Below are 17,739 nucleotides of genomic sequence, written 5' to 3' on the forward strand. Positions count from 1 at the left end.
CTCAGTGGAAAGCGACGTCGGAGAAGAGCAGGGCGAAGAAGATCAGCAGCGTGCCCAGGGTGACCAGGACCACGATCTTGAGCAGCGGTCCCTCGTATTTCAGGTGCATGAAGAAGTAGAAGACCAGGCCGGCCTTGAGGGGGGTCAGCGTGAGCAGGCCCCAGACGGCGTAGGTCTGGCTGACGTGGCTCATGCCCACCAGACAGGCGGTGAGGACCAGGAGGGCCACCCAGACCTTGATGAAGGTGCCGTAGCCCGGGTGTTCGTCCGGGTGCTCGGGCTGCGGTACGGTGTTGAGGTCGGCGGAGTGCGCGTGTTCGCTCATGGTCATGCCCTTACGCGGCCAGGTAGAACAGCGGGAGGAGGAAGATCCAGATCACGTCCACCAGGTGCCAGTAGAGGCCGCCGTTCTCCAGGTGTACGTAGCGGTCCTGGCGGATGCGGTCCGTGGCCACCCACCAGAGCATGACGCCCAGGACCGAGAGCCCGGCGATGACGTGGAGGCCGTGCAGCCCGGTCATCGTGAAGTAGAGGCCGAAGAAGACCTGCTCCCCCGGGGGCAGCGTGGCCAGGTGGGCGGAGTTGGGATAGAGGCCGTGGTGGAACTTGGCGGCCCACTCGAAGGACTTGATCACCAGGAAGGTGAGCCCGAGGACCAGGGTGGTGCCGAGGAAGGCCATGGCCCGCTTCTTCTCGGCCCGCTGGACGGCCACGATGGCGAGCACCACCGTGAGGCTGCTGGTGAGCAGCACCAGGGTGTTGATGACGCCCAGGGTGGCGTTCAGCTCGGCGCCGCCGTGGTGGAACTCCATGGGGTACTTGTACCGCATGTACGAATAGCCGATGAAGAGGCCGCCGAAGAGGACGATCTCCGTCACCAGGAACAGCCACATGCCGAGCCGGGCGCCGAAGTCGTCGCGGTGGACGTGCTCGCTCATTTGGACTCCTGCTCGAACTCGTAGGGGCCGTGGGTGATGGTGGGGATGGTCTCGAAGTTCTCCTGGATGGGCGGGCTGGCGATGGTCCACTCCAGCGTCACGCCGCCCCAGGGGTTGTCCTCGGCCTTCTCACCCTTGAACAGCGCGTAGAGCAGCGTCCCGAAGTAGATCAGGAGGCCCAGCACCAGCAGCCAGCTGCCCACGGTGGCCACGACGTGCATGGTGTGGAACTGGGGCAGGTGGACATAGTAGCGGCGGGGCATGCCCATCATGCCGAGGATCAGCATGCCGAAGTAGAGCAGGTTGAAGCCGATGAACATGGGGAACCAGGAAACGTAGATGGCCTTCTTGGAATACATCCGCCCGAACATCTTGGGGAACCAGTAGAGCAGGGCCGCGAAGAACCCCATGCCGGTGCCGCCGAACATCACGTAGTGGAAGTGGCCCACGATGAAGTAGGTGTCGTGGATGTGGACGTTGATGGCCAGCGCGCCCTGCATGACGCCCGTGAGGCCGCCGATGGCGAAGAGGAAGATGAAGGTCAGCGCGAAGAGCAGGGGCGGCTGGAAGTCGATGCTGCCCTTGTAGAGGGTGCCCACCCAGTTGAAGACCTTGATGGCGCTGGGCACCGCCACGATCATCGTCAGCAGCGAGAACAGCATGGTGGCCAGGTTGCTCATGCCGGACGTGAACATGTGGTGCGCCCACACCAGGCTGCCCACGCCGGCGATGGCCATGCTGGAGAACGCGATGGCCTTGTAGCCGAAGATCGTGCGCTTGGAGAAGGTGGGGATGATCTCGGTGATGGCGCCCATGGCCGGCAGGATCATGATGTAGACGGCCGGGTGCGAGTAGATCCAGAACAGGTGCTGGTAGAGCAGGGGATCCCCGCCCTTGGCGGGATCGAAGATGCCGATGCCGAAGAAGCGCTCGAGGATCACCAGCACCAGCGTGATGGCCACGATGGGGGTGGCCAGCAGCTGGATCCAGGACGTGGAGTACAGCGCCCAGCACATGAGGGGCATGCGGAACCACTTCATGCCCGGGGCCCGCAGGCGGTGGATGGTGGTGATGAAGTTGATGCCCGTCAGCATGGACGAGAAGCCCAGGATGAATGCGGCGAACACCGCCAGGCTCACGTTGGTGCCGGTCTTCAGGCTGAAGGGGGCGTAGAAGGACCAGCCGGTATCCGGGGCGCCGCCGCCGGTGAAGAGCGACAGGACGGCGAGGATGGCTCCGGCCATGAAGAAGTACCAGGACGCCAGGTTCAGGCGGGGGAACGCCACATCCTTGGCGCCGATGAGGATCGGCAGGAAGAAGTTTCCGAAGACGGCGGGCAGGCCCGGGATGACGAACAGGAAGATCATGATCACGCCGTGCAGCGTGAACAGGGCATTGTAGGTCTGGGCGGTGATGAGCTTCTGGAAGGTGGTCAGCTGCACCAGGCGCATGACGAAGCCGACGCCCATGGCGATGAGGAAGAAGCTGATCATCGAGTAGAGGTAGAGCACCCCGATGCGCTTGTGGTCGGTGGTGGTCAGCCAGGCCAGGAGGCCCTTGCGCTTGCCGGTGTCCACCAGATAGCTGGGCTGTGCGGTGGCAGCGTGGGTGGTCATTCGGCCTCCTCGGACTTGGACTTGCGCCCCCGGCGGACGAGGGTCACCACGAAGGCCAGGGCCGCCAGGATGATCACGGTGGCGCCGACGCTCGTGGTGTTCAGGACGTACTTGCGTCCCGCGGGGTCATAGCTGAAGCAGAACTTCAGGAACTTGTTGATGGTGGGCTGGGCCTCGCCGCGGGCGGCCTCCTGGGCGGCCAGCTGGAGGTCGGCGGGCAGGTAGGTCACCCCGTACATGTACCGCGTCACCTTGCCCTGGGGGCTGATGAAGATGATGGCGGCGGCGTGGACGAAGTCCTCGCCCACCTTCTTGTATTTGAACCCGACGGCATCCGCCAGGGCCCGGGTGGTGGCGCCGGGGCCGGTGAGGAAGCGCCAGGCGGCCGGGGGGAAGGGCCGGGTGAGCTCACCCAGGTAGTTGGTGCGCTTCTGGGTGGCGATCTCGGGTTCATCCCGCTCGTCGAAGCTGACCGTGATGACCTGGAAGTCCTTCCCGGGCTCGGCCTGGGTGCGGTTCAGCACCTCGACCACGCCGTTGAGCTGGGGTGTGCAGATGCCCGCGCAGCGGAAGTAGTTGAGGGTCAGGATGGTGGGCTTGTCGATGAGCTGGCGCAGGGTGACGGGCGTGCCGTCCTCGGCCTTCAGGACCAGGTCCAGGGGCAGGGTGGCGCCGAGCTTCTCGTCGATGCCCACTTCCTGCGGGGTGAAGGAGGGCGTGGCCGGGCCTTGGACGGGCGCGGGGGCGGGGACCGGAGGCGGCTTGGGGGCCTGGGCCTGGGCGGGTGTGCCGAGGAGGGCGGCGGCCAGGGCCAGGGTCAGGGCCAGGGGCGAGAGGGTGGCGCGGATCGGGCGGAGGTTCATGGCCGGGCCTCCGTCCGGGGCTGGGGCTGAGGATGGGGATGGCTCTCGGCGTACTCGCGGCAGAGGAGGTCGACGGCGCGGGCGACGGGGATGCGGTTGGGGATCACCTCGCCGGCGCTGGCGAAGAGCTGCTCCATGGCCGCGAGGGCCTTGGGGTCGCTGGTGCCGTGATCGAAGGCGCCCAGGGACTGCACCACATGGACCAGGGCCATGCGGTCCTTCTTGGAGAGATCGTTGTAGGACACCATGGAGCTGCCCTTGATCCCCTCATTGAGGGTCTTGTAGATGTCCTCGACGCGGGTGCCGTTCTTCCAGCCCGCGTTCAGGGCGAAGTTCCGGGGCTTGGGGGTGAGGCCGGTGCCCCCGGGGCCGTCGCCCTTGCCGTCCGGGCCGTGGCAGGTGGCGCAGGTCTGGGCGTAGATCGCCTTGCCCCGGGCCATGAGGGCGGGATTGGGCGTCATCACCGTCTTGGGATCGATGGGCGGGATGGTCTGGCTGGCCTGGGCGGGGTAGTCCGTGGGATCCAGCCAGCCGGTCTCGCCCTGCACGGCCTTCACGGGAGTCCCGGTGGTGGCCGTGTGGGCCTGGTAGCGCAGGCCGGGCAGCACGGTGAAGCCGAAGAACGCGGCGATGAAGATGAAGCAGATCACCACCAGCAGGGCGGAGAGCAGGCGCTTCAGCTCCTCGGGGGAGAGGTAGTCTTGGATCTTCATAGGCGGAACTCCAGGCCCTCGCGGAGGAAGGGATCGCCGACCGGCATGTCCTCGCCCTTCTGCATGGCGCCGCGGATCCACAGGAGGATCCCGCCCAGGAAGAAGAGGGCGAAGCTGAGCTCGGGCCAGGAGAAGTGGGGACCGGCGCCGAGGACAGGGAAGATGAGCCAGTAGATATCGAGCACGTGGGCCCCGAGCATCAGGTAGGCCACGCGCCGGAGGCGCTTCGGGTCCTTCTTCGAGTCCCGGGTCACCAGGGCGAAGAAGGGCAGGACGAAGTGCAGGCCGGCCAGGAGGATGGTGATGAGGCGCCAGGAACCGGCCAGGCGGACCTTGTACCAGATGACCTCGTCCGGCAGGTTCGCGTACCACATGAGCATGTACTGGGCGAAGCCGATGTAGGACCAGAACACCGTGAACGCGAAGAGGAAGCCGCCCAGGTTGTAGAGGTGGTCGCCCTTCACGCCCTCCAGCCGCCCTTCGTCCTGGAGGTGCAGGACGCAGAGGGCCGTGGCCGCCAGGCCGCTGAGGAAGGCGCCGGCGAAGACGTAGACGCCGAAGATGTCGCTGTACCACTCGGGCGTGAGGCCGGAGAGCCAGTCGAAGGCGATGAGGGTGATCACCAGGGCGAAGATGGCCATGAAGGCCGGCGCGAACTTGCGGGCCCGGAAGTTGAAGGCGGGATCCTTGGTGGTGTCCTGCTTCAGCGAGCCGCCCACCAGCACCCAGAGGCCCAGGAGGCAGAGGGCGAGGCTGATGACCGTGCGCACGGAGAAGAAGGGCAGGCTCAGCCAGAAGGCCTTGCCGGCCAGGAGCGGATGGTGGGCCGCCTCGGGCCGGGCGCCGGGGTAGAGCACCGGCACCGCCGCCAGGGCGATGAGGCCGATGGGGACCGCGGGGATCAGCAGGGTGGCCAGGCGCTCGGGGATGCGCCGCACGGGCACGCTCCACTTGGCGCTGACCAGGTGCTCCAGGGCCACGATGAACAGCGAGCCCAGGCCCAGGGTGAAGAGGAGCACGAACCAGAGGATCCAGTTGGCCCAGAAGCGCTCGGGGCCGGCGGCGGCGTAGGTGCCGAGGACGCCCAGGGCGCCCAGGGCCACGGCGCCCCAGAGCAGGTTGGAGGTGTTCTTGGTCTGGCTCATCGGGTGGCCACCTTCAGGTCCTCGTCCTTGGCGTTCTGGGCACGCTGGAGGGCGCGCACGTAGTGCACCACGGCCCAGCGCTCCGGCTCAGAAAGGTAGGGGGCGTGGGAGGGCATGGAATTCTTCCCGTTCACGATGGCCCAGTAGATCTTGCCGTCCGGGTAGTCCCGGAACTGCTGGGCCTGCAGGTTGGCGGGCTTGGCGCCGTAGGCGGCGGTCAGGCTGCCCACGCCGTTGCCGACGGCGCCGTGGCAGACCTCGCAGCGGTTGGTGTAGACCTTGCGCCCGGTGGCGAAGACCTCCCGGGTGCGGGGCAGGGGGTTCACCAGGCTCGCGGCCTCCTCCTGCGTGCCGGTGGCCGTGGGCAGGTGCCCCCGGGCCACGGTGCCCGCCACGGGCTGCTGCATGCCGTGGCCGTCCTTGAAGAAGGTCGAGGCCTTCTGGGCGTTGAGGCGCGGCTGGTCCTGCATGTACTTCATGGGGGCCAGCAGGGGGAACCACTTGGTGGCGAAGTACATCGCCAGTCCGGCGACCACGCAGGCGGCGAAGATGCCGCCGAGGGCGCGGAGGATGTTGTCGCTGGTGAGGAAGGGGCTGCGGTCCGGCGCGGGCAGGGCCTCGACCTCGATGGCGCCGGCGGCCTGGAGGGCCCTGGCCGCGGCGGCGCTGTCGAAGGCCTCGCTCTCGGCTTCGAGGGCCAGGACGTAGCGGTCCCGCGTGATGCCCTTGATGGACTTGGACGAGAGCACCGGATGGCCGAAGAAGGGCAGCTTGTTCAGGAGGAACAGCATCCCCAGGCCCGCCGTGAAGGTGGCGAAGAGCACCGTCACTTCGAACATGATGGGGATGAAGGCTTCCCAGGAGCCGGCCCCCTTGCCGCCGGTGATGATCGGGTAGTCGATGGCGCTGATCCAGTACTGGAAGCCCAGGGCCGTGATGGCCCCCAGGACGCCCATGACCAGCACCATGCCGCCCAGGGGCGACTTGCGGAGGCCCAGGGCCTCCTCGATGCCGTGGATGGCGTAGGGGGTATAGGCCTCCACGGTGCCCAGCTTGCTGGCGCGCACCTTGGGGATGGCCTTCATCAGGGCATCAGGCGTCTCGAAGACGCCAAGGACGGCGTAGGACGTCTCAGGCATGGTGATCGTCTCCATGGTGAGAGGGCTGCGCGTCCGGCAGGATCGCCTTCACTTCCGTGGTGGCGATGACCGGCAGCACGCGGGCGAAGAGCAGGACCAGGGTGAAGAAGATCCCGAAGGTGCCCAGGAGCACGCCGAAGTCCACCATGGTGGGCTTGTAGATGCGCCAGGCGGAGGGCAGGAAGTCCTGGTGCAGCGAGATCACGATGATCACGAAGCGTTCGAACCACATGCCGATGGTCACGCCGACGGCCACCAGGATCATCCAGAAGTAGCTGGTGCGGGCCTTCCTGAACCAGAGGATCTGGGGGATGAGGATGTTGCAGCTGATGGTGACCCAGCCGGCCCAGCCGTAGGTGCCGGTGATGATGTTCATGAAGCCGTGGTGGAGGAACTCGTTCATGGAGTACCAGGCCGTGAAGCCTTCCATCATGTAGCTGTAGCCCATGATGCAGCTCATGGCGAGAATCACCTTGTTCATCACGTCCAGGTGGCGCATGGTGATGAGGTTCTTGAGCTGCATGGTCTCGCGCACGACCACCAGCACCATCACCACCATGGCGAAGCCGGCGAAGATGGCACCCGCCACGAAGTAGGGCGGGAAGATGGTCATGTGCCAGCCGGGCACCACCGAGGTGGCGAAGTCGAAGCTCACCACCGAGTGCACGGAGAGCACCAGGCCCGTGGCGAGGCCCGCCAGCAGCAGGTAGGCCTTCTCGTAGTGCTGCCAGTGGGTGGCGGCGCCGCGCCAGCCCATGGCCAGCACGGTGTAGATGAGCTTCCGCAGCTTGCTGGTGGTGCGGTCACGCATGGAGGCGATGTCGGGGATGAGACCCAGGTACCAGAACATCAGGGACACGGAGAAGTAGGTGTTCACCGCGAAGACGTCCCAGAGCAGGGGCGACCGGAAGTTGGTCCAGAGCGCACGCTGGTTCGGGTAGGGGAAGAGCCAGTAGGCCAGCCAGGGGCGGCCCACGTGGATGAGGGGGAAGATCACGGCGCAGATGACGGCGAAGATCGTCATGGCCTCGGCGAAGCGCGCGATGGCGTTGCGCCAGCGCTTCCGGAAGAGGAAGAGGATGGCCGAGATCAGCGTGCCGGCGTGGCCGATGCCCACCCAGAACACGAAGTTGATGATGTCGAAGGCCCAAAAGACGGGGCTGGTGTTGCCCCAGGCACCGATGCCGATGTAGAAGGTGTAGCCGATGGAGACGACGCCGACGAGGGCCGCCGTCAGGGTGATGGCCAAGGCGATGTACCACTGCCTGGGAGGCCTGGTCTCGGGGAAGGCCAGCACCTGGTCGTCGAGGCTGCCGGGTGTGACCTTGCCCACGTAGAGCGAGGGTTCAACCAGGCCTTCCGGGATGTCGCCGGCGGACGTGGCGGCATCAAGCTTCATGGTGACCTCCCTCGATGGCGGGATTCTTCAGATCGGCCAGGTAGGTGATGGCGGGCTTGACGCCCAGCTCCTCCAGGACGCGGTAGGCGCGGGTGGCGGCCACCAGCTGGGAAACCTTGCTCTTGGGATCCTTCAGGTCGCCGAACACGATGGCGTCCGAGGGGCAGCCGGCCATGCAGGCCGTGGTGATCTCGCCGTCCAGGATGGCGCGGCCATCGCCCTTGGCGCGGATCTTCACGTCATTGATGCGCTGCACGCAGAAGGAACACTTCTCCATGACGCCGCGGGGACGGACCGTGACCTCGGGGTTGTAGGCCAAGGTCTCCGGCTCGGTCTTGTAGGCGGTGTATTCCAGGAAGTTGAAGCGGCGCACCTTGTAGGGGCAGTTGTTGGCGCAGTAGCGGGTGCCCACGCAGCGGTTGTAGGCCATCTGGTTCAGGCCGTCCGGGCTGTGGTTGGTGGCGTTCACCGGGCAGACGTTCTCGCAGGGCGCGTTGTCGCAGTGCTGGCACAGCATGGGCTGGTGCACGACCTTCGGATTCTCCAGCTCGCCCTCGTAGTAGCGGTCGATGCGGATCCAGTGCATCTCCCGGCCGCGGGCCACCTGCTCGGGACCCACCACCGGCACGTTGTTCTCGGACTGGCAGGCCACCACGCAGGCGGAGCAGCCCGTGCAGGCCGCCAGGTCGATGACCATGCCCCACTTGTGGTCGGGGAACTTCTGGTCCTCGTAGAGGCTCACCAGCTCGGGGATGTGGTGGTGGCCCTGGGGGTTGTGGGCGAACTCGTCCATGGTGAGGGAGCGGACGAGGTCGCGGCCCTCCATGCGGTGGTGGCTCTGGGTGCGGGAGAGCTCCTTCTTTCCGCCGGCCTTGGCCAGGCGGGCGCCCTTGCGCACGTGCGCGGAAGCCGGTTCCAGGCCCAGGAAGGGGAAGGCGTCGACGCCCACGCCCTTGGCCACACCGCCGGTCGTGCGGCCATAGCCGAGGGCCAGGGCCAGCACGCCCTTGGCCTGGCCGGGCTGAATGACCGCGGGCAGCTTGAGGGTGGTGCCGTCCAGGGAGAGGGTCACGAGGTCGCCCTCGTCGATGCCCAGGGCCTTGGCATCCTGCACGGACACGGCCACCGGGTTGTCCCAGGTCATCTTGGTGATGGGATCCGGGGTCTCCTGGAGCCAGCTGTTGTTGGCGTGGCGGCCGTCGTGGGTGGCGAAGCCGGGGAAGAGCACCAGCTCCAGGCCCTCGGCCCTGCTTGCGGCGGCCCGCTTCGCGGCGGCGGCCACGGAGGCGCCCTTGAAGGTGGGCGAAGCAGCCTTGGCCTCGACCTTCACCAGGCCATCGTGGAGAGCCTGCTCGAAGGACGTGCCGAGCGGCAGCTCCTTCTTCCAGCGGGCCTGCAGGTAGGCGTGGTAGCCCTCGGGGGCATTGGCGCCCAGCGACCTGAGGGCACCCAGGAGGATGTCCTCGCCCTGGCGCGTGTCGTAGAGGGTGCCGATGGCGGGCTGCTGGAGCACGGCGGCAGCGGGCGTGCTGAAGTCGCCCCAGCTCTCCAGCCAGTGGTTCTCGGGCAGCAGCAGCTGGCACTGGGCGGCGGTCTCGTCCTCCACCTGGCCGATCCAGGCGCGGAGGGGCACCTTGGCCACGGCGGCCTTCCAGGTGGCGGCCCTGGGGAAGGTGTAGGCGGGGTTCACGTCCCAGAAGATCGCTGCGGCATAGGCGCCAGAGGCCATCTTCTGGGCGGCGGTTTCGAGGTCCTTCACCGTGGCCAGGGGCTCGGCCGGAACGGCGGCGACAGCCTCGGAACCCAGCATGGCGTTCAGCAGGTGGGCGGCCTGGTGGGCCTCGGCGGGCATCTGGGCCCCGCAGAGCACCACGGCGTTGCGGCCCGCGTGCTGCAGATCCTTCACGAGGTTCGACCAGACCTTGGCGGGAATGTCACTCTGCGCCGAAATGGCGGAGAGGTCCGTGCCGGCGGGCAGGGAGACGCCCTTGGCCGCCAGGTCCTTCGCCAGGGCGAAGGCCACGGCGCCGAGGCGCGAGGGCGCCACAGGCACGCGCTGGTCGGCGTTGGTGCCGGTGAGCGTCAGGGGGCCTTCCAGCACCCACAGGCGGTTGATGGGATCGTGGGCGCTCTTCAGGCGGCGCTGGGCGCCCCAGGCGGCCTGGGCCTCTGGCTCCTCGCCGTTGAGGAAGTCCGCGCCCAGGGACAGGATGACCTTGGCCCTGGCCAGCCGGGGCTGGAGGTCCACCGGCTGCCCGAAGCTGGCCTGGGCGGCCTCCTCGGCGGCGTCGCCGGCGGCGGGCTCGTAGGCCAGGTGCTCCAGGGTGGGCAGGGCGGCCTTGAGGTCCGCCAGCAGGGCCTTGCGGCTGGGCGAGACCACGGCTCCGGAGATCAGCAGCACGGGCTTGCCGGCGGCCTTGGCGGCCTTGAGTGAACCGTGAAGCTGGTTTTCGACCTCGGACCATCCGACGATCCGACCCCCCGACTTCGGGCTGCGCAGGCGGTCCGGATCGTAGAGGCGCAGCACGTCGGCCATGGTGCGGGGGCTGGTCTTGCCCTTCACGCCGGGGTGCTCGTCGTTGCCCGTCAGGTGGATGGGACGGCCCTCGCGGGTCTTCACCAGCACGGGGTAGACGCGGCGGCCCTCGTGGGTGGCGCTGGCGTAGTAGTTGGCCACGCCGGGCACCACTTCCACGGGGCGCTTGGTATAGGGCACCACGGTGCCCTGGCCCTTGCGGTCGCAGGCCACGGTGGCCGCCAGCGCCGCGGCGGCGCTCACCAGGCCCAGGAAGTCGCGGCGGGAGACGCCACTCTGGGGCGGCAGGCCGTGGACGTCGTCGTAGTCCGGGCCCGAAGGAACGGCGCCGGGTAGGAACTCATCGTGGGCAGCCTGCTGGGCTGCGGGCGTTTCGAGGCATTCGTCGAGGGTCCGCCAGAAGCGCGGGGTCTCGAGGGGGCCATGTTCGGGAAGTCGTGTCTTCATCGGGTCATCCGCGGCGCTTGATGGCGTGTTCAGGGGGCGTGACGGTGAGGCGGAGCGGCGTGAGCTCCGGAGGAGTCTCCGGCGGCGCCTCCTGGTCCGGCCGGAAGGCGAGGCTCACGGCCTCGCGCCCCAGCAGCAGGGGGCCCGCCACCAGGGCGGCCAGGCGGTCAAGAATCGGCTTGCGGGTCTCGTCGGCCATCGTCCAGCTCTCCCGGTCTAGCGGTGGCAGGCGGCGCAGTTCTCGGCGCCCCGGGTGATCTTGGAGCCGGCGGGCAGCGCGGCGTGGGGATCCCGGTGGCAGGCCAGGCAGTTGCCCATGCGCATGCCCATCTCGCGGGTGACCACCTTCATGGTCTGCACCTCGCCGTGGCAGCTCTGGCAGGTGATGCCCGCGTTCACGTGGGGCCGGTGGTCGAAGAAGACATGGTCGGGCAGGGTGTGGACCCGCTGCCACAGCATGGGCTGGCCGGAGTTGGCGACCTGGGTCAGCTTCTGGATGGCGGGGGTGTCGGTCTTGGTGACCTTGTGGCAGCCCATGCAGAGATCCACGCTCGGAATGCCCGCCACCCGGGACTTGTCCACGCCGGAGTGGCAGTACTGGCACTGCATGCGGAGCGTGCCGGCGTGCAGCTCGTGGGAGAAGGGGATGGGCTGCTCGGGGGCGTAGCCCTTGGCGAAGCGGTCGGGCTGCGTGAACCAGCCCACGGAGAGAACCGTGAGCAGAACCGCCACGGCTCCGGCCGGCAGGACGAAGCGGAACGCCTGGTCGAATCGGTGCATGCACAACCCCATGGAAAGCGCGGTCTCACGAAGGAGCGGGAAGGCCATCGGGAAACGGTGGTACGGGTGACGCGGGTCGGGTCTGGAGGGTGCGGATCGCCGGAGATTCTGGCACGCGCCGAGATCCGGGGAAGGGTTTTCCCCGAAATCCGGCGCCTCCGCCCGGGAGTGTCGGTGAGATGTTGTCCAAATCAATAAGTGGGCAGCATCTGGAACCAGGGGCTGGGCCCGCTGGGGCGACATTCTGATGAGTTGTGTCGCAGGTCACGATCATAGATCAATGGACCTGTATTGTTTACCTATTTTTTCTGAGGAAGTTGCAGACATTAAGAGGATTTTAGGGTGTTCTATCTTGACCAGCCTGGAGGGGGCGATTTCCTCCAGGGCCGGTGCTGACGGCTCCTGCCCGCGGCCCCCGATGGCGGCGGGGCAGGCGGGGGGCCGAGATTCCTCCCCAGAACCTCGTCTTTGCCAGTGATTTCGGGGATCTCCGACGGATCCCGGCCTATCTGGGCAGGCCCATCCAGGGCCAGAGGAGGCCGAGCTGGAGGAACAGGTCGCCCATCCGCTCCACCGGCAGGCCCATGACGGTGGAGAAGCTGCCCTCCACCCCCTCGATGAAGAGGGCCCCGATGCCCTGGATGGCGTACGAGCCCGCCTTGTCCATGGGCTCGCGGGTGGCGATGTACCAGCGGATCTGGGCCTCCGTCAGGGGCCGGAAGACCACCTGGGCCGTGTCCACGAAGCTGTGGGTGTCGTCGTTCCGCTGGAGGCAGAAGCCGGTGTGCACCTGGTGGGCCCGGTCCTGGATCAGGGTCAGCATCCTGACGGCATCCTCCACATCCACGGGCTTGTTCAGGGTGTGGTGGTCCACGGCCACGGTGGTGTCGGCGGCCATGACCCAGCGGTCGGGGTTGCGGCGGGCCACCACCTCGGCCTTCAGCTCCGCCAGGCGCAACACCAGGTCGCCGGGTTCCTCGTCCAGCAGGGGCGTTTCATCGACTTCGGGAACCTGGATCTCGAAGGGGATGCGCATGGCCTCCAGCCAATGGCGGCGGCGGGGGCTGCTGCTGGCCAGGATCAGAGGTTGCTGGGGCATGGCCGGTAGGCCGGGTTGGGTCTCGGTCATCGCAGGCCCCGCTGCTCGAGCTCGGCGAGGCCCACGCGCATGTGGAAGCTGTCGACCTCCGCCCCCAGGCGGAAGCCGAAGCGCGGATAGAAGTCCGCCGCGTCCCGGGTCTCGAGGACGTAGCGCTGGACCTCGCCGGCCCAGGGGTGCCGCAGGGCCCACTTCACCAGCTCCGTGGCAATGCCCTGGCCCATCAGGTCCCGGGCGGTCACCACGTCGTAGAGCTTGGCTTCGTAGGCGTGATCGGACCAGAGCCGGGTGGCGCCCACCAGGCGGCCGCCCCGGTGCCCCTCGGGCACGAGCCGGGCCGTGAGGAGGCGGGAGCAGGCCAGCAGCCGCCGCCACTGGCCGATGGTGCGGTCCGCGGTCCAGTAGACCTCCTCCGCCTGGAAGAAGATCTGGAGCTCGCGGGGGTCCACGCTCCAGGTTTCGTCGAAGAAGGCCACGGTGCCGTGGGGGGTCGACAGAGGCTCAGGTACGAGGAGATCGCGGTCCATCAGGCCTTCCGGGGCAGAGCCTTCCAGCCTAGCAGCACCGTCACGAGCGCCAGCCCCGCCAGGAGTCCCGGCAGCAGCCACGCGGAGCGGGCCGGGGTGCGAATGGGCCGCCAGCGCAGGGGCACGGCGTAGGCGCCCTCGCTGAGGGGCTCGCCCCAGAGTTCGAAGCGGCCATCCTCGTGGAACACGCCGGACTTGCCCGTGAGCGTGGCCCGCAGCAGAGGCACGCCCAGCTCCGGCGCCCGCAGGCGGATCTGCGCGGCATGCAGGTCCGTGGCGATGCTGCGGTCGAACCAGCCGTCATTGGTGTGGTTGCTCAGCAGGTCTGCATGGCCCAGCTCGAAGCCCCGGCGCGCCCGCCCGGGCATGAGGGCCTCGCTGCAGATGAGGGGGTGGACGCGCAGGTCGCCGGCGGGGGTCGGCACGGCGAAGGCGCAGCCCTCCTGGAGTTCCCCGGGCTCCTGGGACACGAAGCCCATCTTCTGGTCCATCCACCCGCGGAAGGCCCCAGGGCCCGGTGTGCGCTCGCCGAAGGCCATGGGCTCCGTCTTGGCGAAGACGAAGGGGGATCGTCCGGCCGTTTCGCCGCACACCAGGTTGTACGGGCCGCCCTCAGTGCCGAAGAGCCAGGCCACGCCCCGGGAGGCCGCCTCGGCGGCCAGCCGCGGCTCCGGGCGCCGGTCATCCCGGCCCAGGATGGAACTCTCGGGCCAGAGCAGCAGGGTGGGGCGCCCGGTGCGGGGCCAGCCCTGGGCGTGCAGCAGCGCATCGCTGCGCCGCCACATCTCGGCTTCCATGCCCGGCCAGCGCACACCCGCGGCGAAGTTGGGCTGGATCATGGCCACGTCCAGGGTCCGCTCCGGTCCCCGCGGCAGCAGGAACCAGGCCCCGCCCAGGAGGACCATCAGCCCCACGGCGAAGCCCGGGCCCGCCAGCGTCCGCCGCAGGGAGGCGCCCGCCGCCAGCCCGGCCGCCGTCCAGGCCCCCGCGCCCCAGGCCAGGGCCGACAGGCCCGAGGCGCCGAGGAAGGCCGCGGAGCGTGCCGGCCAGGGCAGGGAACCGAAGGCCGCGCCCCAGGTCCAGGGATAGACGTGGAAGCCCCAGGCTTCCCAGCCCAGCAGGAGGAAGGCTGCCACGCAGGCCGCGCCCGGGGCCCCGAGGCGTCGGAAGGCCCACCGGGAACCCAGAGCCACCAGCCAGAGGCCCGTGGCCTCCCAGAGGCTCAGCAGGACCATCCCCAGCAGGGCCAGGCCGAAGGGCAGCCCGCCCTTGGAGGCCAGGGTCTGGGGCACCCAGATGTATAGAAGGAGCAGGCCCGCCAGGATGGCCGCCCAGGTCCAGGCCGCGTGCCGCCCCTTGAACAGGCCCTCCAGCAGCAGCAGGGGGAAGAGCAGCGCCATGGCCGGCTCCAGCCAGCCCCCCAGCGCCCCGGGAAAGCGGAAGGCCAGCACGAAGATCCCCGCCAGCACGGCGGTTTCCAGGGGGCGGAGGAGGGAGGGCATCTTCAAGGTCTGGACCTTCTCGCCACTTCATAGCACGCGATGCCCGTGGCCACGGCGGCGTTGAGGCTCTCCACCCCTTCGATGGGGATGGCGAGGCGCTGCACGCCTTCGGGCAGGGTCACGCCCTGCCAGCCGTGACCCTCGTTGCCCACCCAGAGGCGCAGAGGCTCGGAGAGATCCGCTTCCGCCAGGGGCACGGCGCCCGGGCCGCCGTCCAGGGCGTACCAATGGCCGCCATCCGGCTCCAGGCGCGCCACCCGGCGCAGGGGCAGGAGGAAGGCCGCGCCCATGCTGCCGCGCAGGGCCTTCGGATGGAAGGGATCGGCGCAACCGGGGCCCAGCAGGACCTCCTGGAAGCCGAAGGCCGCGGCGCTGCGGAGCACGGCCCCCAGGTTGCCGGGATCCTGGATGCCCCAGGCGCCGAGGACGCGGCCGGGCAGGGCCCCCGCGGGTTCCGGGCCCAGGTCCGCGAGCAGGGCATGATCGGGCGGACTGCCGGCATCCGCCAGCTCCCGCATGAGGGCCTCGCCCAGGACCAGGGTCTCCGTGCCCAGGACCTCCTCCAGGGAGTGGGGAGCGGTCTGTTCGAGCCTCAGCCAGAGGGCCGGGCGCAGGCGTTTCCCGGCGGTGGTCTGTCGGGCCTCGGCCCAGGCCTCGATGAGCTTCCCGCCCAGCAGCAGCGTGGCCTCACGCCGGGCGCCACCCGGCCGGAGGCGGGCCAGGAGGTCTCTGAAGCGCGGATTGGCCTTGCTGGTGAGGGTGGGCATGGGATGGATCAAACGGTGATGTATTAGACTATCCGCTCCATCCTGCCTTCTCGTTTTCCTCTCGTGCCTTTTCAGGAGCACCGATGCAACCCTTTGTCCCCTCCGACCAGAACCTGCGGGAGTTCTCCCTGCGGGCGGTGCTCATCGGCCTCGTCATGGCCGTGGTGCTGGGTTCCGCCAACGCCTACCTCGGCCTCAAGGCCGGCATGACCATCGCCGCCACCTATCCGGCGGCGGTCATCGGCATGGCCCTCATCAAGCTGATGAAGGGCACGATCCTGGAAGAGAACATGGCCCGAACGGTCGGCAGCATCGGCGAGTCCGTGGCCGCCGGCGCCATCTTCACCATCCCGGCCTTCGCCATCAGCGGCATCTGGCCCAAGTTCTTCACGGCCGGCAACTACGTCACCAGCGCGCTGATCATGTTCGCGGGCGGCGTGCTCGGCATCATGTTCGTGGCCCTGCTCCGCCGTGTGATGGTCGAAGACGCCGAGCTGCCCTACCCCGAGAGCGTGGCCGCCGCCGAGATCCACAAGGCCGGCGCCCGCGGGGGCAGCGGCACGAAGTTCCTGTTCGGCGCCATGGGCATCGGCGCCGGCATCCAGGCCCTGGTCCAGATCTCGGTCTTCGCCAGCACCTGGGAGAAGTTCGTGGCCTTCAAGACCACCACCATCAACCTCGTCGGAACCTGGAAGGCCAAGGTGGCGGGCGGCATGCTGCTCAGCTCCCCCGGCATCAGCCCCGCCTACATGGGCGTGGGCTACATCATCGGCCCCAAGCTCGGCGCCCTGAACTTCTCCGGCGGCATCATCGCCTGGGGTCTGCTGGTGCCCATCATCACCTACTTCCTGGCGCCCGGCGTCCTGCCTGAGGGCGCCTCCCAGGGGGACTGGATCGCCCTGTCCTACTCGGTGTGGAAGTTCATCGTCCGCCCCATCGCCATCGGCGGCATGCTCGTGGGCGCCGGCTTCACCCTCTTCAAGATGCGCAAGAGCCTGGCCACGGGCCTCACCCGTTCCGTCTCCGACATGAAGAAGGCCGCCTCCGGCGAGCACGTGGTGGACCGCGTCAACAAGGACCTGCCCTTCACCAACGTCCTGTTCGGCCTCGGCTTCGCGGCCCTGGTGACGTTCTTCATCACTTGGCGCATCTTCCAGGTGAGCCCGCTGGTCTCCTTCGTGGCGGCCCTGGTGGTGGTGATCCTGGGCTTCTTCTTCGCGGCCATCAGCGGCTACCTGGTCGGCATCATGGGTTCGAGCAACAACCCCATCTCCGGCCTGACCCTGACGGCCCTGGTGATCACCGCCCTCGTGATGGTGCTCCTCGGCGTGAAGGGCAAGGAGGGCGTCGCCGCAGTGTTGGGCGTGGCCGCCGTGGTTTGCGTGAGCGCGGCCGTGGCCGGCGAGATGCTGCAAGACCTCAAGGCCGGGCACATCCTCGGCGGGACCCCGTGGCGCATGGAGATGGGCGACCTCATCGGTGTGGCCCTGGCCTCCGTGGTGCTGTTCATCCCCCTCATGGTGCTGCACGAGGGCGACATCTCCGCCCAGGGCACCAAGCGCATCGCCGAGCTGACCGCCCAGCAGGTTCAGGTCGTCACGGCGCCTGACGGCCAGACCTACACCCTGGACCAGGTGAAGCAGCTGCCCGCGGACCAGAAGAAGGCCGTCCTCTCCCTGGATGCCGGCTTCGGCTCCAAGCAGCTGGCGGCGCCCCAGGCCGGTCTCATGGCCCTGCTCAGCAAGGGCATCGTGGAAGGCAAGATGGCCTGGCCGCTCATCATCGTCGGCATGATGATGGGCCTCGCCTTCATCCTCATGCAGGTGAAGAGCCCCATGCTGGTGTCGGTGGGCATGTATCTGCCCCTGGAGACCACCTTCGCCATCTTCCTGGGCGGCCTCATCAAGGGCGCCGTGGAGATGTTCGGCGCCAAGCGGGGCCTCAACGAGGCCCAGAAGGTGCGCGTGGAGAACAACGGCGTGCTCCTGGCCGCGGGCCTCATCGCCGGCGAGGCCCTGGTGGGCCTGCTCTTCGCGTCCTTCGCCTTCTTCGAGGTGAAGTACAAGATCTTCGCCGACCCGGGCATGTTCTGGATCAGCCTGCTGATCCTCGCCGGCATCGCCGTCTACCTGGTGAAGGTGCCCCTGGCCAACGCCGGCGAAGCCGACGAGCCCGCGCCGCCGAGTGCGAATTTCTGATGCTGTCCGGGGGTGTGCGCGACAGCGCACACCCCCGGATCCCCACGAGAAGGCCCGGCCAAGCCGGGCC

The 17,739-nt window shown here is 68.3% G+C and carries 16 protein-coding genes; 1 reads left to right on the top strand and 15 read right to left on the bottom strand.

Translation table 11 applies throughout. The features are described from left to right. Position 1 precedes the first annotated feature (1 nt). The 15 genes from QSJ30_RS00345 to QSJ30_RS00415 form a co-directional block, all read right to left on the bottom strand. Positions 2-325: a cytochrome C oxidase subunit IV family protein gene (locus tag QSJ30_RS00345; RefSeq protein ID WP_285605791.1), complete on the bottom strand. Its 324-nt coding sequence runs from the start codon at positions 323-325 to the stop codon at positions 2-4. Positions 326-335: 10 nt separating this feature from the next. Then, positions 336-938: a cytochrome c oxidase subunit 3 family protein gene (locus QSJ30_RS00350; protein ID WP_285605792.1), complete on the bottom strand. Its 603-nt coding sequence runs from the start codon at positions 936-938 to the stop codon at positions 336-338. After that, complete coding sequence (locus QSJ30_RS00355; RefSeq protein ID WP_285605793.1) at positions 935-2,554, bottom strand: cytochrome c oxidase subunit I; 1,620 nt, start codon at positions 2,552-2,554, stop codon at positions 935-937. Before QSJ30_RS00355 ends, QSJ30_RS00350 begins: the two co-directional genes overlap by 4 nt. Further along, positions 2,551-3,417, bottom strand: coding sequence for an SCO family protein (locus tag QSJ30_RS00360; protein ID WP_285605794.1), 867 nt, complete (start codon positions 3,415-3,417; stop codon positions 2,551-2,553). Before QSJ30_RS00360 ends, QSJ30_RS00355 begins: the two co-directional genes overlap by 4 nt. Next, positions 3,414-4,130, bottom strand: coding sequence for a c-type cytochrome (locus QSJ30_RS00365; protein ID WP_285605795.1), 717 nt, complete (start codon positions 4,128-4,130; stop codon positions 3,414-3,416). The genes QSJ30_RS00360 and QSJ30_RS00365 overlap by 4 nt, the downstream gene beginning before the upstream one ends. Then, positions 4,127-5,275: a hypothetical protein gene (locus tag QSJ30_RS00370; protein WP_285605796.1), complete on the bottom strand. Its 1,149-nt coding sequence runs from the start codon at positions 5,273-5,275 to the stop codon at positions 4,127-4,129. Before QSJ30_RS00370 ends, QSJ30_RS00365 begins: the two co-directional genes overlap by 4 nt. Then, a complete protein-coding gene (locus tag QSJ30_RS00375) occupies positions 5,272-6,414 on the bottom strand; it encodes a quinol:electron acceptor oxidoreductase subunit ActD (protein WP_285605797.1) in 1,143 nt (380 codons plus the stop codon). Before QSJ30_RS00375 ends, QSJ30_RS00370 begins: the two co-directional genes overlap by 4 nt. Then, a complete protein-coding gene (gene nrfD, locus QSJ30_RS00380) occupies positions 6,407-7,813 on the bottom strand; it encodes an NrfD/PsrC family molybdoenzyme membrane anchor subunit (RefSeq protein WP_285605798.1) in 1,407 nt (468 codons plus the stop codon). The genes QSJ30_RS00375 and nrfD overlap by 8 nt, the downstream gene beginning before the upstream one ends. Further along, on the bottom strand, positions 7,803-10,796 hold the full coding sequence (locus QSJ30_RS00385) for a TAT-variant-translocated molybdopterin oxidoreductase (protein ID WP_285605799.1): 2,994 nt from the start codon (positions 10,794-10,796) through the stop codon (positions 7,803-7,805). Before QSJ30_RS00385 ends, nrfD begins: the two co-directional genes overlap by 11 nt. Positions 10,797-10,800: 4 nt before the next feature. Beyond that, positions 10,801-10,995: a hypothetical protein gene (locus QSJ30_RS00390; RefSeq protein ID WP_285605800.1), complete on the bottom strand. Its 195-nt coding sequence runs from the start codon at positions 10,993-10,995 to the stop codon at positions 10,801-10,803. A gap of 17 nt (positions 10,996-11,012) precedes the next feature. Further along, positions 11,013-11,576, bottom strand: coding sequence for a cytochrome c3 family protein (locus QSJ30_RS00395; protein ID WP_285605801.1), 564 nt, complete (start codon positions 11,574-11,576; stop codon positions 11,013-11,015). A 505-nt stretch (positions 11,577-12,081) separates the two neighbouring features. Further along, positions 12,082-12,705: a Maf family protein gene (locus QSJ30_RS00400; RefSeq protein WP_285605802.1), complete on the bottom strand. Its 624-nt coding sequence runs from the start codon at positions 12,703-12,705 to the stop codon at positions 12,082-12,084. Next, positions 12,702-13,202, bottom strand: a complete 501-nt coding sequence (locus tag QSJ30_RS00405; RefSeq protein ID WP_285605803.1) for a GNAT family N-acetyltransferase — start codon at positions 13,200-13,202, stop codon at positions 12,702-12,704. Before QSJ30_RS00405 ends, QSJ30_RS00400 begins: the two co-directional genes overlap by 4 nt. After that, complete coding sequence (gene lnt, locus QSJ30_RS00410; protein ID WP_285605804.1) at positions 13,202-14,704, bottom strand: apolipoprotein N-acyltransferase; 1,503 nt, start codon at positions 14,702-14,704, stop codon at positions 13,202-13,204. The genes QSJ30_RS00405 and lnt overlap by 1 nt, the downstream gene beginning before the upstream one ends. A 2-nt stretch (positions 14,705-14,706) precedes the next feature. Continuing rightward, positions 14,707-15,471: a TrmH family RNA methyltransferase gene (locus QSJ30_RS00415; RefSeq protein WP_285605805.1), complete on the bottom strand. Its 765-nt coding sequence runs from the start codon at positions 15,469-15,471 to the stop codon at positions 14,707-14,709. Positions 15,472-15,554: 83 nt separating this feature from the next. On the opposite strand from QSJ30_RS00415, the gene QSJ30_RS00420 reads away from it, so the two are divergent. Further along, the gene (locus tag QSJ30_RS00420; protein WP_285605806.1) at positions 15,555-17,669 is read left to right on the top strand and encodes an OPT family oligopeptide transporter; all 2,115 of its coding nucleotides are present in this window, start codon (positions 15,555-15,557) and stop codon (positions 17,667-17,669) included. Positions 17,670-17,739: the final 70 nt, after the last annotated feature.

It is taken from the genome of Geothrix edaphica (assembly GCF_030268045.1).
In the GTDB taxonomy this organism is placed as follows: Bacteria; Acidobacteriota; Holophagae; order Holophagales; family Holophagaceae; genus Geothrix; species Geothrix edaphica.